We start from the raw sequence: 17,914 nt of genomic DNA, 5'->3' as shown, positions 1-17,914 counted from the left end.
GACCCTGTTCCGACCGATTCTGCCCCATGCCACCGACAACCACGCGGGACGCCTATTCGGCGATCCGGGAGGTGCGACTGTCCGCCTCGCCGACCGTCTCGACCCGCATCGGCGTCGACTCCAGCTCTGCCGGAACATCTTCGGCGACCGCCGCCGTGATCAGCACCTGCTCGGCGGTCGCGGCCACCGACACCAGCGCGGTGCGGCGGCGGCGATCCAGTTCGGCGAACACATCATCGAGGATGAGCACCGGATCGGTGCCGGCCGTCCGCAGCAGCTCGAACGCACCCAGCCGCAAAGCCAGTGCGAACGACCACGATTCACCGTGACTCGCGAAACTCTTCGCGGGCGCGGACCCCAGCATCAGCTCCAGATCGTCACGATGCGGACCGACCAGGCATACACCGCGCTCCAATTCCTTGGGACGAGCTGTGGACAACTCCTGCAACAGGATGGCTTCCAGCACCTGCTCGTCATCGTCACGTGGCGTTCTGGTGACGTCGAGGAATTCCGGCGGCAGACTCGAACTGCGGTAACCGATTGCGGCGGGCCGCGATTCGGGCGCGATACCTGAATAAGCCTGTGCAATATGTGGATAAAGCTCGTGTACCAACCGCAGCCGCTGCGCCACCAGCACCGCACCGTGCGCCGCCAGATGGCCGTCCCACACATCGAGGGTGCTCATCTCCGCACCGCGCGCACCCGAACGGGCATTCCGCCCAGCGGTTTTCAACAGGGCCGACCGCTGCCGCAGCACCTTGTCGTAGTCCGCGCGCACTCCGGCCAGCCGCGGTAGTCGCGCGGTGGCCAGCTCGTCCAGGAAGCGCCGCCGCTCCCCCGGATCGCCCCGGACCAGCGACAGATCCTCCGGCGCGAACAGGACGGTCTGCAGAATCCCCAGGATCTCCCGCGTCCGGCGCACCGGAGAACGGTTGATCTGCGCGCGATTCGCCGACCCCTGATTCAGCTCCATATCCACACGCAACTCACGACCGGTGTTGACAACCGTCGCACCGATCCGCGCCCGCTGCGCACCCATACGAATGAGCGGCACATCGGCCGCCACCCGGTGCGAACCCAGTGTGGACAGATAGCCGAGGGCCTCGATCAGATTCGTCTTGCCGTTCCCATTGGAGCCCAGGAAAACGGTTCTACCAGGCGGTAATTCGAGCTCGGCCGCCTCCCAGGACCGGAAATCGCGCAGCGACAGCGCACGCACGTACACGCGGCAGTTACCAACTCTCGGGACACTCGGGGGCTTCGCCCCCGAAACCCTGGCCTGGGGAAAAGCCATGTGGATACCCGAACGCGCGCAGCGAATCCGCTACGCGCGCCGAGTTTTTCACAGGTTTGTCAACACTGTGCACAGGTTGCGCCCGGTCAGCCCGGGAGCCGCACCGGCATCAGCAGGTAGATGTAGTTTCCGGTCAGCGCCGGGTACGCACCCGACTCCAGCGGCTGCGGCTCCTCCTGCGCCGCCGGCAGCAGCACCGCCGGACGACTGGGAGTGGTGAACCCGAACGCCACCTTCTCGGCATGCAGCGCGGACAGGCCGTCGATCAGGTAGCCCGGATTGAAGGCGATGGTCAGCGGCTCACCGAGGAAATCGGCCTCCAGCCACTCCTCGGCCCGTCCCGCATCGTCACCGCCGGCGGAGAGCAGCAGGCCCTCCTCCGAGAACTCCAGCCGCACCTGGGCGCCGCGCTCGGCCACCAGGGCCACCCGCTTGATGGCCTCGGTCAGCACGCTCACCGTGAGGGTGGCGATGGAGGTGTGCTCCTTGGGGAGCAACTGACGGAACTTGGGGAATTCCGCGTCGAGCAGGCGCGTGGTGGTGCGGCGGCCGCCGTTCACGATGCCCAGCAGGCCGTCGGTGCCGGTACCGAACGCCAGCTGCACCGGCTGATCGGACGCACCGAGCGTCTTCGCTGACTCGGACAGGGTGCGGGCCGGAACCAGCACCGCCGTCTCCACATCCGCGCGGCCCGGCTGCCACTCCAGCTCGCGCACAGCCAGCCGGAAACGGTCGGTGGCGGCAAGGACCACCTTCGGGCCCTCGATCTCCACCCGGATGCCCGTCAGCATCGGCAGCGTGTCGTCCCGGCCCGCGGCCACGGCCACCTGGCCCACCGCCGCCGAGAACAGGTCGACGCCGAGTTCGCCGGTCTGCGGCGGCAATTCGGGCAGCTGGGGGTAGTCCTCGACCGGCATGGTCGGCAACGAGAACTTGGCGCTCCCGCACTGGATCAGCACCCGCGTGCCGTCCACGGAAACATCCACCGGCTTGTTGGACAGCGCCTTGGTGATATCGGCCAGCAGGCGGCCCGATACGAGCACCTGCCCGGGACCGGCGACCTCGGCAGCCACCCGCATCTGCGCGGAGACTTCGTAGTCGAAGCCGGACACCGTCAGGCCGTCCTCGTCAGCCACGAGAAGAACGCCGCCCAGCACGGGCACCGGAGGCCTGGAAGGCAGACTGCGCGCCACCCACGCTACGGATTCGGCGAAGTCCTCGCGGGCGACCCGAAACTTCATGCTGGCAAGCTCCATCGCCCGTTTGTCCTCTCCCAGTCTCGATCAGTCGTGTAATCGGCAGTCTCGCACACGGGGCCGACACCAAACCGTACCTGCGCAGCGCCGCGACGCCTACGCCGACCCTCCGGCGTTCCGGCCCGCCCTCGGGACGCATCGAGCGGACGGGATCCCTCGCCCCTTGTCCTCCTTGCCTCCCGATCGAGTGGGGAGGAGCTACCCATCGAACCGTCCCCTCCCAGACCGACTTTCCACACACCCTGTTTTAGAAGAAGGATTCTTAGAAGAGAAATCTCAGTAGTAATAGGTCCTGTTAGTTCTGTGGACTTCGCCCGTTTCCGCAGGCAGGAGCGTGCGGCGGCGTGGGGATGTCGTCTGGATGGCTCGAGGGTTAACGGCGGGTGGCTGTGGAGGCAACGCCTTACTCCACATCCATCCTCGAGCCATCCTCGAGTTGCTCCCCGGTTTCCGGGCCCGCTGCCAACATCTGAGCCGATCCGGGGACAACTCGAGGATTCCTCGAGGACTCGACAAGGACTCCTCGAGGAATCCACATGGCACAACTGCCATCACCGCTGGTCAGCCCTCGAGGATGAATTCACCTGTGGGAACTGTGCACTACTTGTTGTGCACCCCTGTTAGTAGAGGCCTGGTAGCGAACCGGTGGACAACAGTGGGATTCCTCGAGGAATCCACACACCCTCCTCGAGGACTCCTCGAGGAATCCACACCCCCGAAAACGAAAGACCCCCACGTCAATCGACGTGGGGGCCTGTGGACTGTGGATTACCGGGACCGCTGTTTGATTCGGGCTGTTAGTTCCTGAACCTGGTCGTACACACGCCGCCGCTCGGTCATCTCCTTGCGGATCTTCTTCTCCGCGTACATCACCGTGGTGTGGTCGCGGCCGAACGCCTGGCCGATCTTCGGCAGGGATAGATCCGTGAGCTCACGGCACAGATACATGGCGATCTGCCGGGCCTGCGCCAGCGGCCGCGCCTTACCCGGCCCGGTCAGCTCTTCCAGGGTGGTGTTGAAGTACTCCGCGGTCACGGCCATGATCGTGGCCGCCGTGATCTCCAGCGTCGCGGTATCCGGCATCAGATCCCGCAGCACCACCTCGGCCAGCGACAGATCCAGCGGCTGCCCGTTCAACGACGCGAACGCCGTCACCCGGATCAACGCGCCCTCCAGCTCCCGGATATTGCGCTCCACCCGGCTGGCGATGAGTTCCAGCACGTCATGCGGCACATCCAGGCGATCCATCCGGGCCTTCTTGCGCAGGATCGCGATCCGCGTCTCCAGCTCCGGCGGCTGCACATCGGTGATGAGACCCCACTCGAACCGGGTCCGCAGCCGCTCCTCCAGCGTCGCCAGCTGCTTCGGCGGCCGGTCGGAGGACACCACGATCTGCTTGTTCGCGTTGTGCAGGGTGTTGAAGGTGTGGAAGAACTCCTCCTGGATGCCTTCCTTGCCCTCGATGAACTGGATGTCGTCCACCAGCAGGATGTCGGTCTCCCGGTAGCGGCGCTTGAACGCCACCTTCCGGTCGTCCCGCAGCGAGTTGATGAAGTCGTTGGTGAACTCCTCGGTGGACACGTACTTCACGCGCATCCCCGGGAACAGCCGCTGGGCGTAGTGCCCCGCCGCGTGTAGCAGGTGCGTCTTGCCCAAACCCGAAGCGCCCCAGACGAACAGCGGGTTGTAGGCGCGGGCCGGCGCTTCCGCGATGGCCACCGCCGCGGCATGCGCGAACCGGTTGGACGCGCCGATGACGAAGGTTTCGAAGGTGTACTTCGCGTTCAGGCTGGCCGAAGGTGAGGACGACTGCGGCTCCCGCTCGGGCGGCCGGTTGAAGTAGGTCGGCCACGAATTGCGGACGTTCACCACCGGTTCGTCGTCGTGGTCCTCGTCGACCGGGCGGCGGGCGGCCGGTTCCTCCGGCATGCGGCGCGGTGCGGGCCGGGGCGGTTCGTCGTCGTCCGCTTCGGGCGAGAAGAGCGCTTCCTGGCCGGGCGGCATGCTCTGGGCCCGGTGATTATCACGGCGACGCGGCGGTTGCTGCGGCTCCGGAGCGGGCGCCGGCAACTCTTCGGCCATCGACGGCTGCCCGAATTCCACAGGTGGATAAGCATCCCGCTCGCCGTACTCGGCCGGGTAGTCCTGGGGAGGAAGGTAGCGCGTCGTCTGGTAGTCCTGCGGCGCCGGATAACCGGGTGCCGGACGCTCGGCCGGCTGCGGTTCCTGGGCGTATCCGTTGGTGTCCTGGCCGTATCCGACCGGCTCCTGGCCGTAGCCGACGGGTTCCGGAGCGTAGGACCGAGGTGCGGGTTTGGGTTCGCGGGGCCGCTCGGGACGGGAGGTCATGCGCGCGTGCCGCGGCGGATTCGCCGACCGGTCCGACGGCGGATGCTGCTGGGCGCGGATACGCACACCCAGGCCCTCCACCTGCAGGCCGCGGCGGGCGAGCGAGCGCAGAATGATCTCACGCAGATCGCGCTCCACCGTGACCTGCGCCATCGTTCCCGGCACCGAGAGCAGGGCGAATCCCTGTGCGAAGGTGATCGGTTCGATAGTGTTGAGCCACGCCTTGTGCGCCTTGCTGACCGGCTGGATCTCACCGTCCGCCGAGCCGTCCGCCAGTTCGGCGATCACCTCCGGCCAGACAGCGGTCAGCACATTCTGCTCGTCGTCCACGAACGCGTTCCTCCCCGGATGTATGTCGATAGGAGCAGACGGCCGTCGTATGCTCGGCTCCCCCAGTCGCCGGGCGTCGGCGAGGCACCGCCAGCCCTACGAATATGCCACTCCAGGGGTCTTTCCACACAATTATCCACAGATGTGGAAAACCTGGGGATACACGTCTCCGCGTGTCCGATGGGGCGAATCCGGCTCGGACCTGCGGGTTCACAGCTAATCGCTGGCAAAGTCAACCGCGGTCACGTCTAGGCCGTGGAAAGGACCGTACACGACATCCCCTCACGAGACGAAACCCGCAGTTGCGGGGCGGAACGACTGATTTCGCAGGTTTCGGGGTAACTCGTCGGGGACGTCCAAAATAGGTTCGGTACCTGACCGTTCACCGCATGCGCAGCTGATGACGGCACTCAGCCGGGCGCTGAAGTCCCGGAGAGGCGGAGGAGTCCAGGGTCACTCACCCCCGAGTTTGATTCTCGTTCAGCGGGTAAGTACCCTTCTACAGTCACCCTATGGTGCGGTGGCGGCTGTCTGCTGCCCGTGCCTACCAGGGTATTGCGCCGGAGAATCCCAGGATTCACCGAGAGCACGTATCACCGACAAAGCTTCGGGCGTCAAAGGACGCCCACCACCTAGAGGAGTGTTGACCGTGGCCAAGGGCAAGCGGACGTTCCAGCCGAACAACCGTCGTCGGGCGCGCGTCCACGGCTTCCGTCTCCGGATGCGCACCCGCGCGGGTCGCGCCATCGTCTCCGCTCGGCGTGGCAAGGGCCGCGCCAAGCTGACGGCCTGATTCGGTAATCCCGGATGCAGAGTCGGATGTGCGGCTCGCCGCTGAGTCGAATCGACGGCTCGTCGCAGAGTCGCTCGCACGGCTCGCCGTCCGGTCTCCGGTCCCCCATCCCCCAGCATTCCGACGGATGCTCAGGTGCTGCCTGAGCATCACCGGCTGCATCGACGCATCGACTTCTCCCGGACGGTGCGGCAGGGCCGGCGGATCGGGAGACGGGACCTCGTTGTGCATCTACTGCTACACGACGACCAAGCGAACGGATCCGACCCGGCAATCCGGGTGGGCGGTCCGCGCTTCGGCTTGATCGTCAGCAAGGCGGTGGGTCCGGCGGTGGTACGCCACCGGGTGGCCCGCCGCCTGCGTCATATCTGCGCAAGCTTCGTGGCCGAATTGCCCGACGGCGCAGACGTTGTCATTCGTGCGCTCCCCGGGGCCGCGGACGCGACCTCCGAAGACCTGCATCGGCAGTTGCACGCCGGATTACGCAAACTCGGGATGATCACCACCGCGAGCGGTGAATCGAACACGGCCGAAGGTGAGGCCGGTATCCCTGTGAGTGGCGAATCATGAATGGTGTGCGCGCCGCTGCCCGGCTCCCGGCCAAAGCTCTGATATTCCTCATCGAGCTGTATCGGACCTATATCTCTCCCACTCGGATGCCGGTGTGCCGGTTCACGCCCACCTGTAGCGAGTACGCGGTGACCGCGTTGCGCACCCGCGGACTGTTCGTCGGTCTCGGACTGGCGGCCGTCCGTTTGGCGAAATGTGCGCCCTGGCACCCTGGTGGGTGGGACCCCGTACCGGAACCTCGGTCTGCTCGCAAGGATCACGGTCACCGGCACGCGGCACAAGCTTGTGAAGGGTCACCGCCTGCGGTGACCGGCGATACGAACGACGGGAGTGCATAGAGCCGTGCTCGACTTCATCTATTACCCGGTGTCGGCCATTCTGTGGTTCTGGCACCAGGCCTTCGGGTATGTGCTGGGCAAGAACAGCGGGTTCGCCTGGGCACTTGCCGTGGTGTTCCTCGTGTTCACCCTGCGACTGGTGCTGTTCCAGCCGTTCGTGAAGCAGGTGCGCACCACCCGGCAGATGCAGGAGCTGCAGCCGCAGATCAAGGAACTGCAGAAGAAGTACAAGAACGACCGTCAGGAAATGACGGTCCAGATGCAGAAGCTGCAGAAGGAACACGGCTTCAACCCGCTCATGGGCTGCCTGCCCGTGCTGCTGCAGGTGCCGGTGTTCCTCGGTCTGTTCCATGTGCTGCGTTCGTTCCAGCGCACCGGCCACGGCATCGGCCAGCTCGGCATGTCGCCCGAGCAGAATGCCAATACGCCGAACTACATCTTCAGCGTGCCGGATGTTCAATCCTTCCTGTCGGCACGGCTTTTCGGCGCTCCTCTCTCGGCGTACATCACGCAGCCGACCACCATGCTGGATTCCTTCGCGCACTACGGCGGGATCCCGAGCAAGGTGGCCATCGCGGCCGTCTCCATTCCGCTGATGGTGATCGCCGGTGTGGCAACCCATTTCAACGCCCGCGCCTCGGTGGCCCGGCAGTCGGAGGCGGCCGCCGCCAACCCGCAGGCCGCCATGATGAACAAGCTTGCGCTGTATGTGTTCCCGCTCGGTGTCATGGTCGGTGGCCCGTTCCTGCCCGTCGCCATCTTGATCTACTGGGTGTCCAACAACATCTGGACCTATGCGCAGCAGCACCTCGTCTTCGGTCGTATCGAGAAGGAAGAAGAGGCGAAGAAGGCAGCCGCATTGGAGCGCCGCGCGCAGAACGCTCCCAAGCCGGGGGCGAAGCCGGTCGACGTCCGGAAGAAACAGGACGCGAAGACCGATGGCGTGCAGGACGCTCCGCTCGAGGACGCGCCGGCGCAGGCGTCGCAGAACGGTTCCAAGCCCGCGCCGGGCGCGAAGCCTTCGCCGGGTGCGCGACCCGCGACGGCCAAGAAGCGTTCGGGCAATCGTGGTCGGCCGAACCAGAAGCGGCGTCGCTGACTCTCCGGCCGCTGTGCAGATTTGAGAAAGCTGCTGCGGCGCATCGCGCCGACAACTCCAGATGAAGGAAACAACCATGACTGTTGAAACCGACGGAGGGGACCCCACTGTGACGGCTGCGACGGCAGCGACCGAAGTCGCGAACGACGCGAACGACACCGAGGAAGCGCTCATCGAAGAGGGTGAGATCGCGGGCGACTACCTGGAGCAGTTGCTGGATGTCCTCGACTTCGACGGTGACATCGACCTCGATGTGGAGGGTGACCGCGCGGTCGTCAGCATCGACGGCGGTAAGGATCTGGCGAAGCTGGTCGGCCGGCGCGGTGAAGTCCTGGACGCGCTCCAGGAGCTGACCCGTCTGGCCGTGCAGCAGGCGACCGGCGTGCGCAGCCGGCTCATGCTGGATGTGGCGGGCTGGCGCGCCAACCGCCGCTCCGAGCTGAGCGCCCTCGGCACGGAGGCGGCGAAGCGGGTGCTGGAGTCCGGCGAGCGCGAGGTGCTGGTCCCCATGACTCCGTTCGAGCGCAAGATCGTGCACGACGCCGTCGCCGCCGTCGACGGTGTGGTGAGTGAGAGCGAAGGCGTCGAGCCGAGCCGCCGCGTGGTGGTCCTGCCCGGCTGAGTCCGCCGCGCGGACACGCAGTCTCGGGGCCCCCGGTTCGAATGGACCGGGGGCCCTACGCTTATCTGCAATCGGAACGACGCGAGAGTTGGAAGGATGTTTCACGTGGAACCTGACGCCGAGGCGATCGATCAGGGTTCGGCCGAGCCGCCCGCCGCTGCCGCGGTCGTCTTCGGGGACCGGCTGCCGCTGGCCCGCCGCTACTACGAAGTGCTCGCGAGTGCGGGCGTGGAGCGCGGCCTGATCGGACCCCGCGAGGTTCCCCGGCTGTGGGATCGGCACATCCTCAATTGCGCCGTGATCGGTGACCTCATCCCCCAGGGCGCGACGGTCGTGGATATCGGCAGCGGCGCGGGCCTGCCCGGCATCCCGCTCGCCATCGCGCGCCCGGACCTTCGAATCACCTTGGTGGAGCCGCTGCTTCGCCGCACCCTGTTCCTCGCCGAGTTCGTCGATGCCGCGGGACTGACCAATGTGACCATCGTGCGCGGGCGGGCCGAGCAGGCCGGGGTGAAGAAGGAAGCGGGCGGCGCCGATGTGGTCACCTCCCGCGCGGTGGCGCCACTGGCCAAGCTCGCCGGTTGGTCCATGCCGCTGGTCCGGGATCACGGACGGATGCTGGCGCTCAAGGGAATCAGCGCGGCCGAGGAACTCGAGCGGGATCGCGCCGAACTGACCAAGGCGGGCGCCGGTAAGACCGAAGTCCTGGAATGTGGTGTGGGAGTGCTGGAGACGCCCACTGTGGTCATCAGCGCCGAGCGACTCCCCCGGAAGGAACGACGCGCCGGGGTTCGTGCCGAGAAGCGCGCGAAGGGGTAGCGTCCGAATCATCCCCGCGGATGCGAAGGCACCGGGCGGAGGCGGAATGCGCGGTGCGGCTGCGGGATGCGCTGCAGGAGTACCCATGAGATCTTTCCGGAGCGCCGGTGTGGGGGCCGGTCTTTCCCTCGTACTCGCCGCGGGCGTCTGGTGCGCCGCGCCCCGCGCCGAGGCGGTCGTGCTGAAGGTCGAGGTGTCCGCCGTCCGGGTCTCGGTCGGGCAGACCTATACGGTGACCGCCACGGTGGCGCCGAGCGACAATCCCCTCCCGGTTACCTTCACCGACAATGGATCCGAGATCGCTCAGGTGATGGCCGCCGGCCCGACGGCGTCGACCGACTGGAGTCCTTCGACCGGAGGCACGCACGAGTTGGCGGCCAGTCAGCCGGATGCCGGCGCCCGGTACGTTACCGTCACCGTGACGGAGTGACCCCTCCCCCGGACACCCCTCCCCGGTTTGCCCGCTCGGGCAATGTTTCCCGTGAAACATGACTCGAATGGGGTGCGAGGTTGCTAGATTCGCGTGTCGCACCGAGATGATTCCCGTTCAACTTCCGTATTGTGTCCCGTACTGGCAAGCTAGTGAACGTCGAGCGTGAGCGCAGACTCGAGATGCCCGGCACCGGCTCGAAATCGGCTGGGAGTCAGCGGAACGGCTTCGGAATGGGTATCGATCTCACACCTCGCATCTCCTCGGTGACGACGCAGCGTTGCGGCTGCTGCTGTCGGGTGCGCGGAATTCTGCTCGGCCACGTGTCTTTGAGTTCTCGGGGTTAGGAGCCTGTATGTCCAACGGTCCGGCGAATGTTTCACGGGAAACAACGTCCCGGGTTCCAGGCATGCTCGATAGCGGTCCCTTCGATGCAGAGGAGTTCAACCGCACCCCGTTCGGGAACATCTCCGGCGCCGAGACCCCGATTGCCGCCGAAGCGCAGCGTGCCACCCAGGTGCTTTCCGGCACCGCCGCTTCCATACCCCGCCCGCGGGAACAGCGGATCCTCACCATCGCGAATCAGAAGGGCGGCGTGGGCAAGACGACCACCGCCGTGAACCTGGCCGCCGCCCTCGCGATCCAGGGCATGCGGGTGCTGGTGATCGATCTCGACCCGCAGGGCAATGCCAGCACCGCCCTCGGCATCGACCACCACTCGGGCATCCCCTCCAGCTACGAACTCCTCATCGGCGAGTGCACGGTGAGTGAAGCGATCCAGCAGAGCCCGCACAATGAGCGTCTGATGTGTATCCCCGCCACCATCGACCTTGCCGGTGCGGAGATCGAACTCGTCTCCATGGTCGCCCGCGAGGGCCGCCTGAAGGCCGCCATCCAGGAAGCCAATCTCGCCGGGTACGACATCGACTACGTCATGATCGACTGCCCGCCTTCGCTGGGCCTGCTCACCGTCAATGCGATGGTCGCGGCCAAGGAGGTGCTCATCCCCATCCAGTGCGAGTACTACGCACTCGAGGGCGTGGGCCAGTTGCTGCGCAATATCGGTCTTGTGCAGGCGCACCTGAATCCCGAATTGCATGTCTCCACCGTCGTTCTCACCATGTACGACGGCCGCACCAAGCTCGCCGATCAGGTGGCCGAGGAGGTGCGCTCGCACTTCGGTGACGCGGTGCTGCGCTCGGTCATCCCCCGCAGCGTCAAGGTGTCCGAGGCGCCCGGCTACGGCATGACCGTGCTCGACTACGACCCGGGTTCACGAGGCGCCATGAGCTACCTCGATGCGGGACGAGAGATTGCGGCGCGCACGGCGCGCCAGACCGAGCCGGTGCCCCAGCCCGGCGCAGAATCCGGTGTGTAGTTGAATTTCGGGTGCGCTGAACAACGAAAGGGGTCGGTAAGCCGATGAGTCAGGCGAAGAAAGGTGGACTGGGCCGCGGTCTCGCGGCCTTGATCCCGACCGGGCCCGCGACCACACCCGGCGGGCTCGGCAGTGCCGCCGCCAATGTCGTCATCGGTGTAGACCCGATCGGCCCGCAGCCGGCCTCCGCGTATCTGCACCGGGTCCCCGATCCGGTCGAAGGCGCCGATGCGCTGGACGCGGGTGCGGTGTATCGGGAGATCCCGCCCGAGCAGATCGAGCCGAACCCGAAGCAGCCGCGTCAGGTTTTCGAGGACGAGGCGCTCGCCGAACTGGTGCACTCGATCAAGGAATTCGGGCTCATGCAGCCCATCGTGGTGCGTCAGGTGTCGACCCTGCCGGAGCCGCGCTATCAGCTCGTCATGGGCGAGCGGCGGTGGCGGGCGAGTCAGGAGGCGGGACTCACCGCGATCCCGGCCATCGTGCGCGAGACCGCGGACGAGTCGCTGCTGCGCGATGCGTTGCTGGAGAACATCCATCGGGTGCAGCTGAATCCGCTCGAAGAGGCGGCCGCATATCAGCAGCTGCTCGAGGAGTTCGGCGTCACCCACGAGGAACTGGCTTCCCGGATCGGCCGTTCCCGTCCGGTCGTCACGAATATGATTCGGCTGCTGAAGCTTCCGATTCCGGTCCAGCGCCGGGTCGCGGCGGGCGTGCTGTCCGCCGGACATGCCCGGGCGCTACTCGCCGTGGAAGCCGGAGCCGAGGCGCAGGAAGCACTCGCCGCCCGGATCGTGGCGGAGGGTATGTCGGTCCGGGCCACCGAGGAAGCCGTGACGCTGGCCAATCGGGATCCGGATGCCGGGACCACTCCCCCGGCTCCCAAGCGCAAGCCGATTCAGATGCCGGGTCTGCAGGATGTGGCGGAGCGGTTGTCGGAGTCGTTCGATACTCGCGTCACGGTGAGCCTCGGCAAGCGGAAGGGCAAGATCACGGTGGAGTTCGGTTCCATCGATGATCTGGAGCGGATCGTGAGTCTCATGGAGCAGTCCAAGCTCTGAAAAGGGCCCTACTTGGGGGCCTCGGCTGAAACGTCACAGTGACGGGGCTCTTTTCCTATGCGGTGGAGAGGCATATTGCGGTGATCGCATATCCTGGCTGGCGAGCAGTTGATGCGGCGTGAGCGTGGATGAATCGGACAGCTGGAGGCTGAGCAGAGCAGTGTCGACCAGCGTGACCGCACTTACCCTCGGCGGACTCGACAAACTCCCTACGCACGCGCGGCGCTGCGTGTTCTGGGAGATGGATCCCGCCGTGGCCGCGGATTGTCGTGAATTCAGTGACCCGGTCTTCGAGAAGGAGGCCTGGTTGTCCCGGGTCCTGCTCGAATGGGGTTCCTGCGGGCAGGTCGCCATGGTGGAGGACAAGTCGGCCGGGTGCGCGCTCTATGCGCCGCCCAGCGCGGTGCCGCGCGCGGGCCTGTTCCCCACGTCCCCGGTGAGCCCGGATGCCGTGCTCATCACCACGCTGCGGGCCGAATCCCCTTACGAGGGCACCGATGTGGCCAATCAGCTTTTGCAGGCCGTGGTCGGCGATCTGATGCGTCGTGGCGTGCGAGCGATCGAGGCGTTCGGGATTCGCAAGGATCCGCCGACCTCGCCCATGCCGTCGGTGGGGTCGATGACCCTGCGGGAGCGGATCGGGACTCCGCGGCGCTCCCCCGCGCCGGCGCCCTCGGGATGCTCGCCGGAGACCTGCATGATCGAGGCCGACTTCTTGGAAGATGTCGGTTTCAAAGTGGTTGCCTCGCATCATCGTTTCCCGCGGCTGCGGCTGGAACTCGATACTGAGCATCTGTGGAAGGAAGACGTCGAGCGCGCGCTGGATCAGCTGCTCGCCGCCGCCTCCATGACCATGCCCAACCGGGTCATGACACTCTGACCTACGGACAGAAAAGGGGCCTGGGATGTTCTCCCAGGCCCCTTTTTCGTTGCTTCGAAGGCTCAGATGCGGTCCGCCGCGGCCAATTCCTCGGCCAGCAGTTCGGCGAATGTGTATGTGCCGGTGGGCTGATCGTCCTGGCCGAGCAGGTAGAGCCGCTTCACGGAGATGAGGATGGCCTCCGCGATCACGTCGCGCATGCGCGGGTTGGTGAGCACGGAGGAGTCGTAATCGTTTGTCAGGTAACCGATGTCGACCTGGACGGTGGGCATCTTGGTGAGGCGCAGCAGGTCCCAGGTGCGGGCGTGGGTGCGGCAGTCCTGCAGCGAGGTGCGCGCCACGATCTCACGCTGGATGAACCCGGCCAGCACCTGCCCGATCATCGAGGTGGAGCCGTGCGAATTGCCGAAATGGAAGCTGGCCACACCGCTGGCGGAGGTGCTGGGGTTGCCGGCGCAGCGCAGCGAGATCATCAGATCGGCGTCGAAAGTGTTGGAAGTGTCGGCTCGTTCGGCATCGGAGGGGTTGGCGCCCCACGGCCGGGACAGGAAGGTCTCCATGCCGGTGGCGGCCATGCGGCCCTCGAGGCGGCTGGCCAGGTCCCACAGGATCTCCGACTCGTACACGTCGCCGAATTCGGTGGGTACGGGCGTGCCCTTGTACGGTCCGCCCAGGCCCGGGTCGATGACGATGCGCTTGCCGGTGAGCTGCGGGCCCGCCCGGTGCACCACTTCTTCCTCGGCGATGCGGTGCGGGTTGCCGCCGGTGACGCGGGCGCCGAGCAGTTCCAGGGAGCGCAGCGTGTCCGGACCGCAGATGCCGTCGGAGGACAGGCCGATCTCCCGCTGGAACGAGGTGAGCGCGTCGTGGGTGTGCGGCCCGAAGTAGCCGTCCACGCGGTGCACGTAGAACCCGAGGTCCTGCAGGCGGCGCTGCAGGGTGGCGACATCGTCGCCGTACAGGGGCGCGGAGAGCTGGTAGATGAGGGTGCGGGCGCCGAGCCGGTAGGAGGCTTCCTTCAGCGCGCGATAGGTGGCCGGGCCGACGACACCGTCGACGAGCAGGCCACGATGCTGCTGGAAGGCGCGCACCGCGGAGTCGAGGTCGTGACCGAAGGAGGCGTCTGCGTCCTTCCAGTACTCACCGTTCGCCCCTTCGACGGGGTGGGTGTGCAGGAACCCGAGGCTTGCCAGGGTGCTCCGAACCTCTGCTACGGCTGGGCCGGTATCGCCGTGACGAAGTCGGTGCATGCGTGAGAGCCCTTTCCTTCCGCCAACCCGGGTACCCACAATGCGTCGGTTCACACCTTCGCACGGTCGGAGCGTCGGTCGATTCTCTCAGACCCGGACCGAATTTCGGCAACTGTCGAGTGCAGGAATACTAACTTGACGCCAGTGTGAGGGGCCGGAGGCGGGAGCTTTCGCTACCAACTCCGGCCCCTCCTGGCGCCGAAATCCTACACAGCGGTGTCAGAGAACGCTTTCGAGTTCGCGCAAGAGGGCCGCTTTGCCCTTTGCGCCGACAATCCGCTTGGTTTCTTTGCCCCCCTGGAACAGGATCATGGTGGGCAATGCCATGACACCGTAGCTGGCGGCGGTCTCGGGATTGTTGTCGGCGTCGAGCTTGGCGATGGTGATCTTGTCGCTGTTGGCGGCGGCGATCTCGTCCAGTACCGGGGCGATCATCTTGCAGGGGCCGCACCAGGCCGCCCAGAAGTCGACCAGGACCGGCTTCTCGCTGAGCAGCACGTCGTCCGCGAAGGTCTTGTCGGTGACGGTCTTGGTGGCGTCGGACATGGGGTGCTCCTTCAGTTGTTCACTTCGACCGGCGCGCCGGCGTGATCGAGGGTGTTGCTGGTGATGTCGCCCTGGTCGGCGAGCCACCGTTCGGCGTCGATGGCCGCACGGCAGCCGGTGCCGGCGGCGGTGATGGCCTGGCGGTAGGTGTGGTCGACCAGATCGCCGGCGGCGAACACGCCGGGCAGCGAGGTGTAGGTGCTCTGGCCCTTGACCAGCACGTAACCCTCGTCGTCCAGGTCGACCTGGCCGCGCACCAGTTCGCTGCGCGGGTCGTGGCCGATGGCGACGAACAGGCCGGTGGCCGCGTGCTCGCTGGTCTCGCCGGTGCGGGTGTCGCGCAGGGTCAGGCTGGTGACGCTCGAATCACCGTGCACGCCAATGACTTCCGAGTTCAGGATGAACCGGATCTTGTCGTTGTTCTTGGCGCGCTCCAGCATGATGCGGGAGGCGCGGAACTCCTCGCGGCGGTGGATGATGGTGACGCTGGAGGCGAACTTGGTGAGGAAGGTCGCTTCCTCCATGGCCGAGTCGCCGCCGCCGACCACCACGATGTCCTGGCCCTTGAAGAAGAAGCCGTCACAGGTGGCGCAGGCGCTGACGCCGCGGCCGAGCAGGTCCTGCTCGCCGTGCACGTTCAGGTAGCGGGCGGCCGAGCCCATGGCGAGGATGACGGCGTACGCCTGGTAGATCTCGCCGCCGACCGTCACCTTCTTGATCGGGCCGGACAGGTCGAGGGCGTCCACGTCCTCGGTGCGGATGTCGGTGCCGAAACGCTTGGCCTGCTCCCGCATCTCCTCCATGAGGTCGGGGCCCATGATGCCCTCGCGGAAGCCGGGGAAGTTCTCGACCTCGGTGGTGGTCATGAGCGCGCCGCCGAACTGGGTGCCCTCGAAGAGGAGCGGTTGCAGTTCCGCGCGGGCCGCGTAGACGGCCGCCGTGTAGCCGGCCGGCCCGGAACCGACAATGATCAGGTCGCGTACAGGCGTGCTCAAGGGGCCCTCCGAAGCAGATTTTGTGGAACGAGCGTGTCGGTCAACAACAGCGTAAACGCTGTTGTTCCCTGCCCTTCGGCAGCGGGCTCCGGAGGGCTCGGGTCTCAGCCGATGTCGGCGCGGCCGAGGACCTGCGGATTTCCTGCGCCGCAGCCGTTTCCGAGGACCACCGCGGTGATCTGCGGTGTCTTGGCTCCGGGTAGCAGTACGAGGACGGCCTGCTGGTTCGAATACGTCACATTCCGGGCGCCGAGTATCGGGCGATTCAATCCGGCGGCGGTGAGACACGCGGTGAGGTTCGTCCCGGCCGACAGCGGCCCGGTGAAGGACTGGTTGCCCATGGCGCTCAGCACGACGGTGGGCGGCAGATCGGCGGCCAGCTGGGTGTCGGCCGCCGGTGGGCCGCCGGGGGCCACGGTACGGCTGTTCAGGGCGTCCACGGCGACGACGCCACCCGCGGCGACGGCCGCCACCGCTGCCGCGGCGGTGAGCCAGCGCAGCCGCCGGGAGGGCCGTTCGGGCAGCCGGATCGGCGTGTCGTCGGCCTCGGGCTCGAAACCGCCGTCGCTGTCCGGCGCGAAAGTGCCGTCGGCGCCGGGCATGTCGGCCTCGAGTTCGCGCGGGTCGAGGCGGCCGGTGTCGAAGATGGCGGCGCCGAGTGCGGGCATGGGCGCGGTGGCCGGTGGGAGCCGCACCGGCTGGGGTGCGGTGCCGGCCGGCCCGGAATGCCGCGGCAGCGGGTGCACGGTGGCGGCCGCGCGCGGGGCGGTAGAGGTCGCAGTCGGTGCGGTGGTGGCCGCGATCGGGGCGGCGGCCAGTTCGTCGATCATGCGTTCCAGCCGTTCGGTGACGTCGGCGGGCATGGGGTGCAGGATGCGCGGGTCGCGGCCGAGGTCGCGGACGCGATCGTTCACCTGGTCCAGGGAGTGCAGGTAGCGCATGGCCGCGGGGTCCCGGCGGACCGCGGGCCAGAGTTGCTCGGACACCTTCGCCGGGATGTTGCCGGCGTGCAGGTCGGCGAGCAGTTCGGCGGAGAAGGGCGGCATGGTTCCGGCCATGGCTCCTGCTCCGTTATCGGCCGGGTGGCGCCGCGCGCCCGTTTCGGCCTTCTCGTCCATTGCCCCTCCAGGGCTTCGGGTAGGAAATTCGCAGACCTGACTTTATTTCTGACGCGGCCGAGATCGTTACGGTTCCGGCCGTTTTCCGGTGCCGGAATTTTGCGGCGCCGGAACGGAATTCAGTTGTGCATGGCCTGGAAGTGCGCGGTGAGGCGCTGCCGTGCGCGGGCGCACCGGCTCTTGACGGTGCCTTCCGGAATGCCCAGCCGCTCAGCCGCTTCCGCGATGGTCAGGCCGTGTAGTTCGACGGCGACCAGTGCGGTGCGTTGTTCGTCGGGCAGGGTGAACAGGGCGGCGTCGACGAGCAGCGTGGCTTCCAGGGCCGCGTAATCGTCTCTGTCGTACCGGTGTTCGTCGGCCTTGTCCTCGGTGAGCGGGACGGTGGTGCGCAGTTTGTTGCGCCGGATGCGGTCCAGGCAGGCGTTGACGACGATCCGGTGCAGCCAGCTGCGAACCTCCGCGTCGCCGCGGAATCCGGCGGCATTGCGGTGGGCGGAGAGCATGGCCTCCTGGACCGAGTCCTCGGCGTCGACCTGGGTGGGGCAGGTGCGGCGGGCGACCTGGTAGAGATGGTCGCGATGGCGGCGGAACAGTTCGGCGAAGGCGTCGCGTTCGCCGGCGGCGTGGGCGGCGAGTAGCTCCCGGTCGGTGGAGGTTGCCAGGTTCGGCCGGACGGCCGTCGCTACCGCTCGAGCGTTTCGCTCGACCGCTCGCCCGTATCCGTTCAAAGGCGACATGAATCCCCTCAGGGCCGGTGAATTCGACCACAACGACGAGGCAAGATCA

18 protein-coding genes are annotated in these 17,914 nt (G+C 66.8%); 10 read left to right on the top strand and 8 right to left on the bottom strand.

Annotated elements, in window-relative coordinates; genetic code table 11:
- Positions 1–52: 52 nt before the first annotated feature.
- The 3 genes from recF to dnaA form a co-directional block, all read right to left on the bottom strand.
- Positions 53–1,225 (bottom strand): DNA replication/repair protein RecF, encoded by a 1,173-nt coding sequence (gene recF, locus ACIP5Y_RS32460; protein ID WP_400355975.1) that lies wholly within the window; start codon positions 1,223–1,225, stop codon positions 53–55.
- Between the two features lie 155 nt (positions 1,226–1,380).
- Positions 1,381–2,550, bottom strand: coding sequence for a DNA polymerase III subunit beta (gene dnaN / locus ACIP5Y_RS32455; RefSeq protein ID WP_400355973.1), 1,170 nt, complete (start codon positions 2,548–2,550; stop codon positions 1,381–1,383).
- Between the two features lie 768 nt (positions 2,551–3,318).
- Complete coding sequence (dnaA, locus tag ACIP5Y_RS32450; RefSeq protein ID WP_400355971.1) at positions 3,319–5,229, bottom strand: chromosomal replication initiator protein DnaA; 1,911 nt, start codon at positions 5,227–5,229, stop codon at positions 3,319–3,321.
- 649 nt (positions 5,230–5,878) lie between these two features.
- Here dnaA and rpmH point away from each other — a divergent pair.
- The 10 genes from rpmH to ACIP5Y_RS32400 all read left to right on the top strand — a co-directional run bounded on the left by rpmH (position 5,879) and on the right by ACIP5Y_RS32400 (position 13,219).
- Positions 5,879–6,022, top strand: coding sequence for a 50S ribosomal protein L34 (gene rpmH / locus ACIP5Y_RS32445; protein ID WP_033085250.1), 144 nt, complete (start codon positions 5,879–5,881; stop codon positions 6,020–6,022).
- 135 nt (positions 6,023–6,157) lie between these two features.
- Positions 6,158–6,592, top strand: a complete 435-nt coding sequence (gene rnpA, locus ACIP5Y_RS32440) for a ribonuclease P protein component (protein WP_400355968.1) — start codon at positions 6,158–6,160, stop codon at positions 6,590–6,592.
- A complete protein-coding gene (gene yidD / locus ACIP5Y_RS32435; RefSeq protein ID WP_400355967.1) occupies positions 6,589–6,930 on the top strand; it encodes a membrane protein insertion efficiency factor YidD in 342 nt (113 codons plus the stop codon). Before rnpA ends, yidD begins: the two co-directional genes overlap by 4 nt.
- A 4-nt stretch (positions 6,931–6,934) precedes the next feature.
- Positions 6,935–8,029 carry a membrane protein insertase YidC gene (gene yidC, locus ACIP5Y_RS32430; protein WP_400355965.1) on the top strand — a complete coding sequence of 365 codons (1,095 nt, stop codon included), beginning with the start codon at positions 6,935–6,937 and terminating at the stop codon, positions 8,027–8,029.
- A 76-nt stretch (positions 8,030–8,105) separates the two neighbouring features.
- A complete protein-coding gene (locus ACIP5Y_RS32425) occupies positions 8,106–8,651 on the top strand; it encodes a protein jag (protein ID WP_400355963.1) in 546 nt (181 codons plus the stop codon).
- A gap of 96 nt (positions 8,652–8,747) precedes the next feature.
- Positions 8,748–9,470: a 16S rRNA (guanine(527)-N(7))-methyltransferase RsmG gene (gene rsmG / locus ACIP5Y_RS32420; RefSeq protein ID WP_400355961.1), complete on the top strand. Its 723-nt coding sequence runs from the start codon at positions 8,748–8,750 to the stop codon at positions 9,468–9,470.
- An 85-nt stretch (positions 9,471–9,555) separates the two neighbouring features.
- Entirely contained in the window at positions 9,556–9,900 is a 345-nt protein-coding gene (locus tag ACIP5Y_RS32415; RefSeq protein ID WP_400355959.1) for a hypothetical protein, read from the top strand.
- 409 nt (positions 9,901–10,309) lie between these two features.
- On the top strand, positions 10,310–11,278 hold the full coding sequence (locus tag ACIP5Y_RS32410; RefSeq protein ID WP_400355957.1) for a ParA family protein: 969 nt from the start codon (positions 10,310–10,312) through the stop codon (positions 11,276–11,278).
- A 44-nt stretch (positions 11,279–11,322) separates the two neighbouring features.
- Positions 11,323–12,339 (top strand): ParB/RepB/Spo0J family partition protein, encoded by a 1,017-nt coding sequence (locus ACIP5Y_RS32405; RefSeq protein WP_400355955.1) that lies wholly within the window; start codon positions 11,323–11,325, stop codon positions 12,337–12,339.
- Positions 12,340–12,499: 160 nt separating this feature from the next.
- A complete protein-coding gene (locus ACIP5Y_RS32400) occupies positions 12,500–13,219 on the top strand; it encodes a GNAT family N-acetyltransferase (RefSeq protein ID WP_400355954.1) in 720 nt (239 codons plus the stop codon).
- A gap of 62 nt (positions 13,220–13,281) precedes the next feature.
- Here ACIP5Y_RS32400 and ACIP5Y_RS32395 read toward each other — a convergent pair whose 3' ends face one another.
- From ACIP5Y_RS32395 to sigM, 5 genes are all read right to left on the bottom strand, one after another.
- Positions 13,282–14,469, bottom strand: a complete 1,188-nt coding sequence (locus ACIP5Y_RS32395; RefSeq protein WP_400355952.1) for an N-acetylmuramoyl-L-alanine amidase — start codon at positions 14,467–14,469, stop codon at positions 13,282–13,284.
- 219 nt (positions 14,470–14,688) lie between these two features.
- Positions 14,689–15,015, bottom strand: coding sequence for a thioredoxin (gene trxA / locus ACIP5Y_RS32390; protein WP_397007923.1), 327 nt, complete (start codon positions 15,013–15,015; stop codon positions 14,689–14,691).
- An 11-nt stretch (positions 15,016–15,026) separates the two neighbouring features.
- Positions 15,027–16,010 (bottom strand): thioredoxin-disulfide reductase, encoded by a 984-nt coding sequence (trxB, locus tag ACIP5Y_RS32385; RefSeq protein WP_400355950.1) that lies wholly within the window; start codon positions 16,008–16,010, stop codon positions 15,027–15,029.
- 104 nt (positions 16,011–16,114) lie between these two features.
- Entirely contained in the window at positions 16,115–17,128 is a 1,014-nt protein-coding gene (locus ACIP5Y_RS32380; protein ID WP_400355949.1) for a hypothetical protein, read from the bottom strand.
- Between the two features lie 119 nt (positions 17,129–17,247).
- On the bottom strand, positions 17,248–17,865 hold the full coding sequence (sigM, locus tag ACIP5Y_RS32375) for an RNA polymerase sigma factor SigM (protein ID WP_400355947.1): 618 nt from the start codon (positions 17,863–17,865) through the stop codon (positions 17,248–17,250).
- Positions 17,866–17,914: the final 49 nt, after the last annotated feature.

This window comes from Nocardia sp. NPDC088792, assembly GCF_044750615.1.
Lineage (GTDB): Bacteria > Actinomycetota > Actinomycetes > Mycobacteriales > Mycobacteriaceae > Nocardia.
The sequence above is the reverse complement of the archived record's forward strand: the minus strand, read 5'-3'. Positions and strand labels throughout refer to the sequence as shown.

Coding starts and splice junctions, on each gene's coding strand:
- dnaN (WP_400355973.1), bottom strand. CDS start 2,550: ATGGAGCTTGCCAGCATGAAGTTTCGGGTCGCCCGCGAGGACTTCGCC.
- yidD (WP_400355967.1), top strand. CDS start 6,589: ATGAATGGTGTGCGCGCCGCTGCCCGGCTCCCGGCCAAAGCTCTGATA.
- ACIP5Y_RS32425 (WP_400355963.1), top strand. CDS start 8,106: ATGACTGTTGAAACCGACGGAGGGGACCCCACTGTGACGGCTGCGACG.
- rsmG (WP_400355961.1), top strand. CDS start 8,748: ATGTTTCACGTGGAACCTGACGCCGAGGCGATCGATCAGGGTTCGGCC.
- ACIP5Y_RS32415 (WP_400355959.1), top strand. CDS start 9,556: ATGAGATCTTTCCGGAGCGCCGGTGTGGGGGCCGGTCTTTCCCTCGTA.
- ACIP5Y_RS32410 (WP_400355957.1), top strand. CDS start 10,310: ATGCTCGATAGCGGTCCCTTCGATGCAGAGGAGTTCAACCGCACCCCG.
- ACIP5Y_RS32405 (WP_400355955.1), top strand. CDS start 11,323: ATGAGTCAGGCGAAGAAAGGTGGACTGGGCCGCGGTCTCGCGGCCTTG.
- ACIP5Y_RS32395 (WP_400355952.1), bottom strand. CDS start 14,469: ATGCACCGACTTCGTCACGGCGATACCGGCCCAGCCGTAGCAGAGGTT.
- trxA (WP_397007923.1), bottom strand. CDS start 15,015: ATGTCCGACGCCACCAAGACCGTCACCGACAAGACCTTCGCGGACGAC.
- ACIP5Y_RS32380 (WP_400355949.1), bottom strand. CDS start 17,128: ATGGACGAGAAGGCCGAAACGGGCGCGCGGCGCCACCCGGCCGATAAC.
- sigM (WP_400355947.1), bottom strand. CDS start 17,865: ATGTCGCCTTTGAACGGATACGGGCGAGCGGTCGAGCGAAACGCTCGA.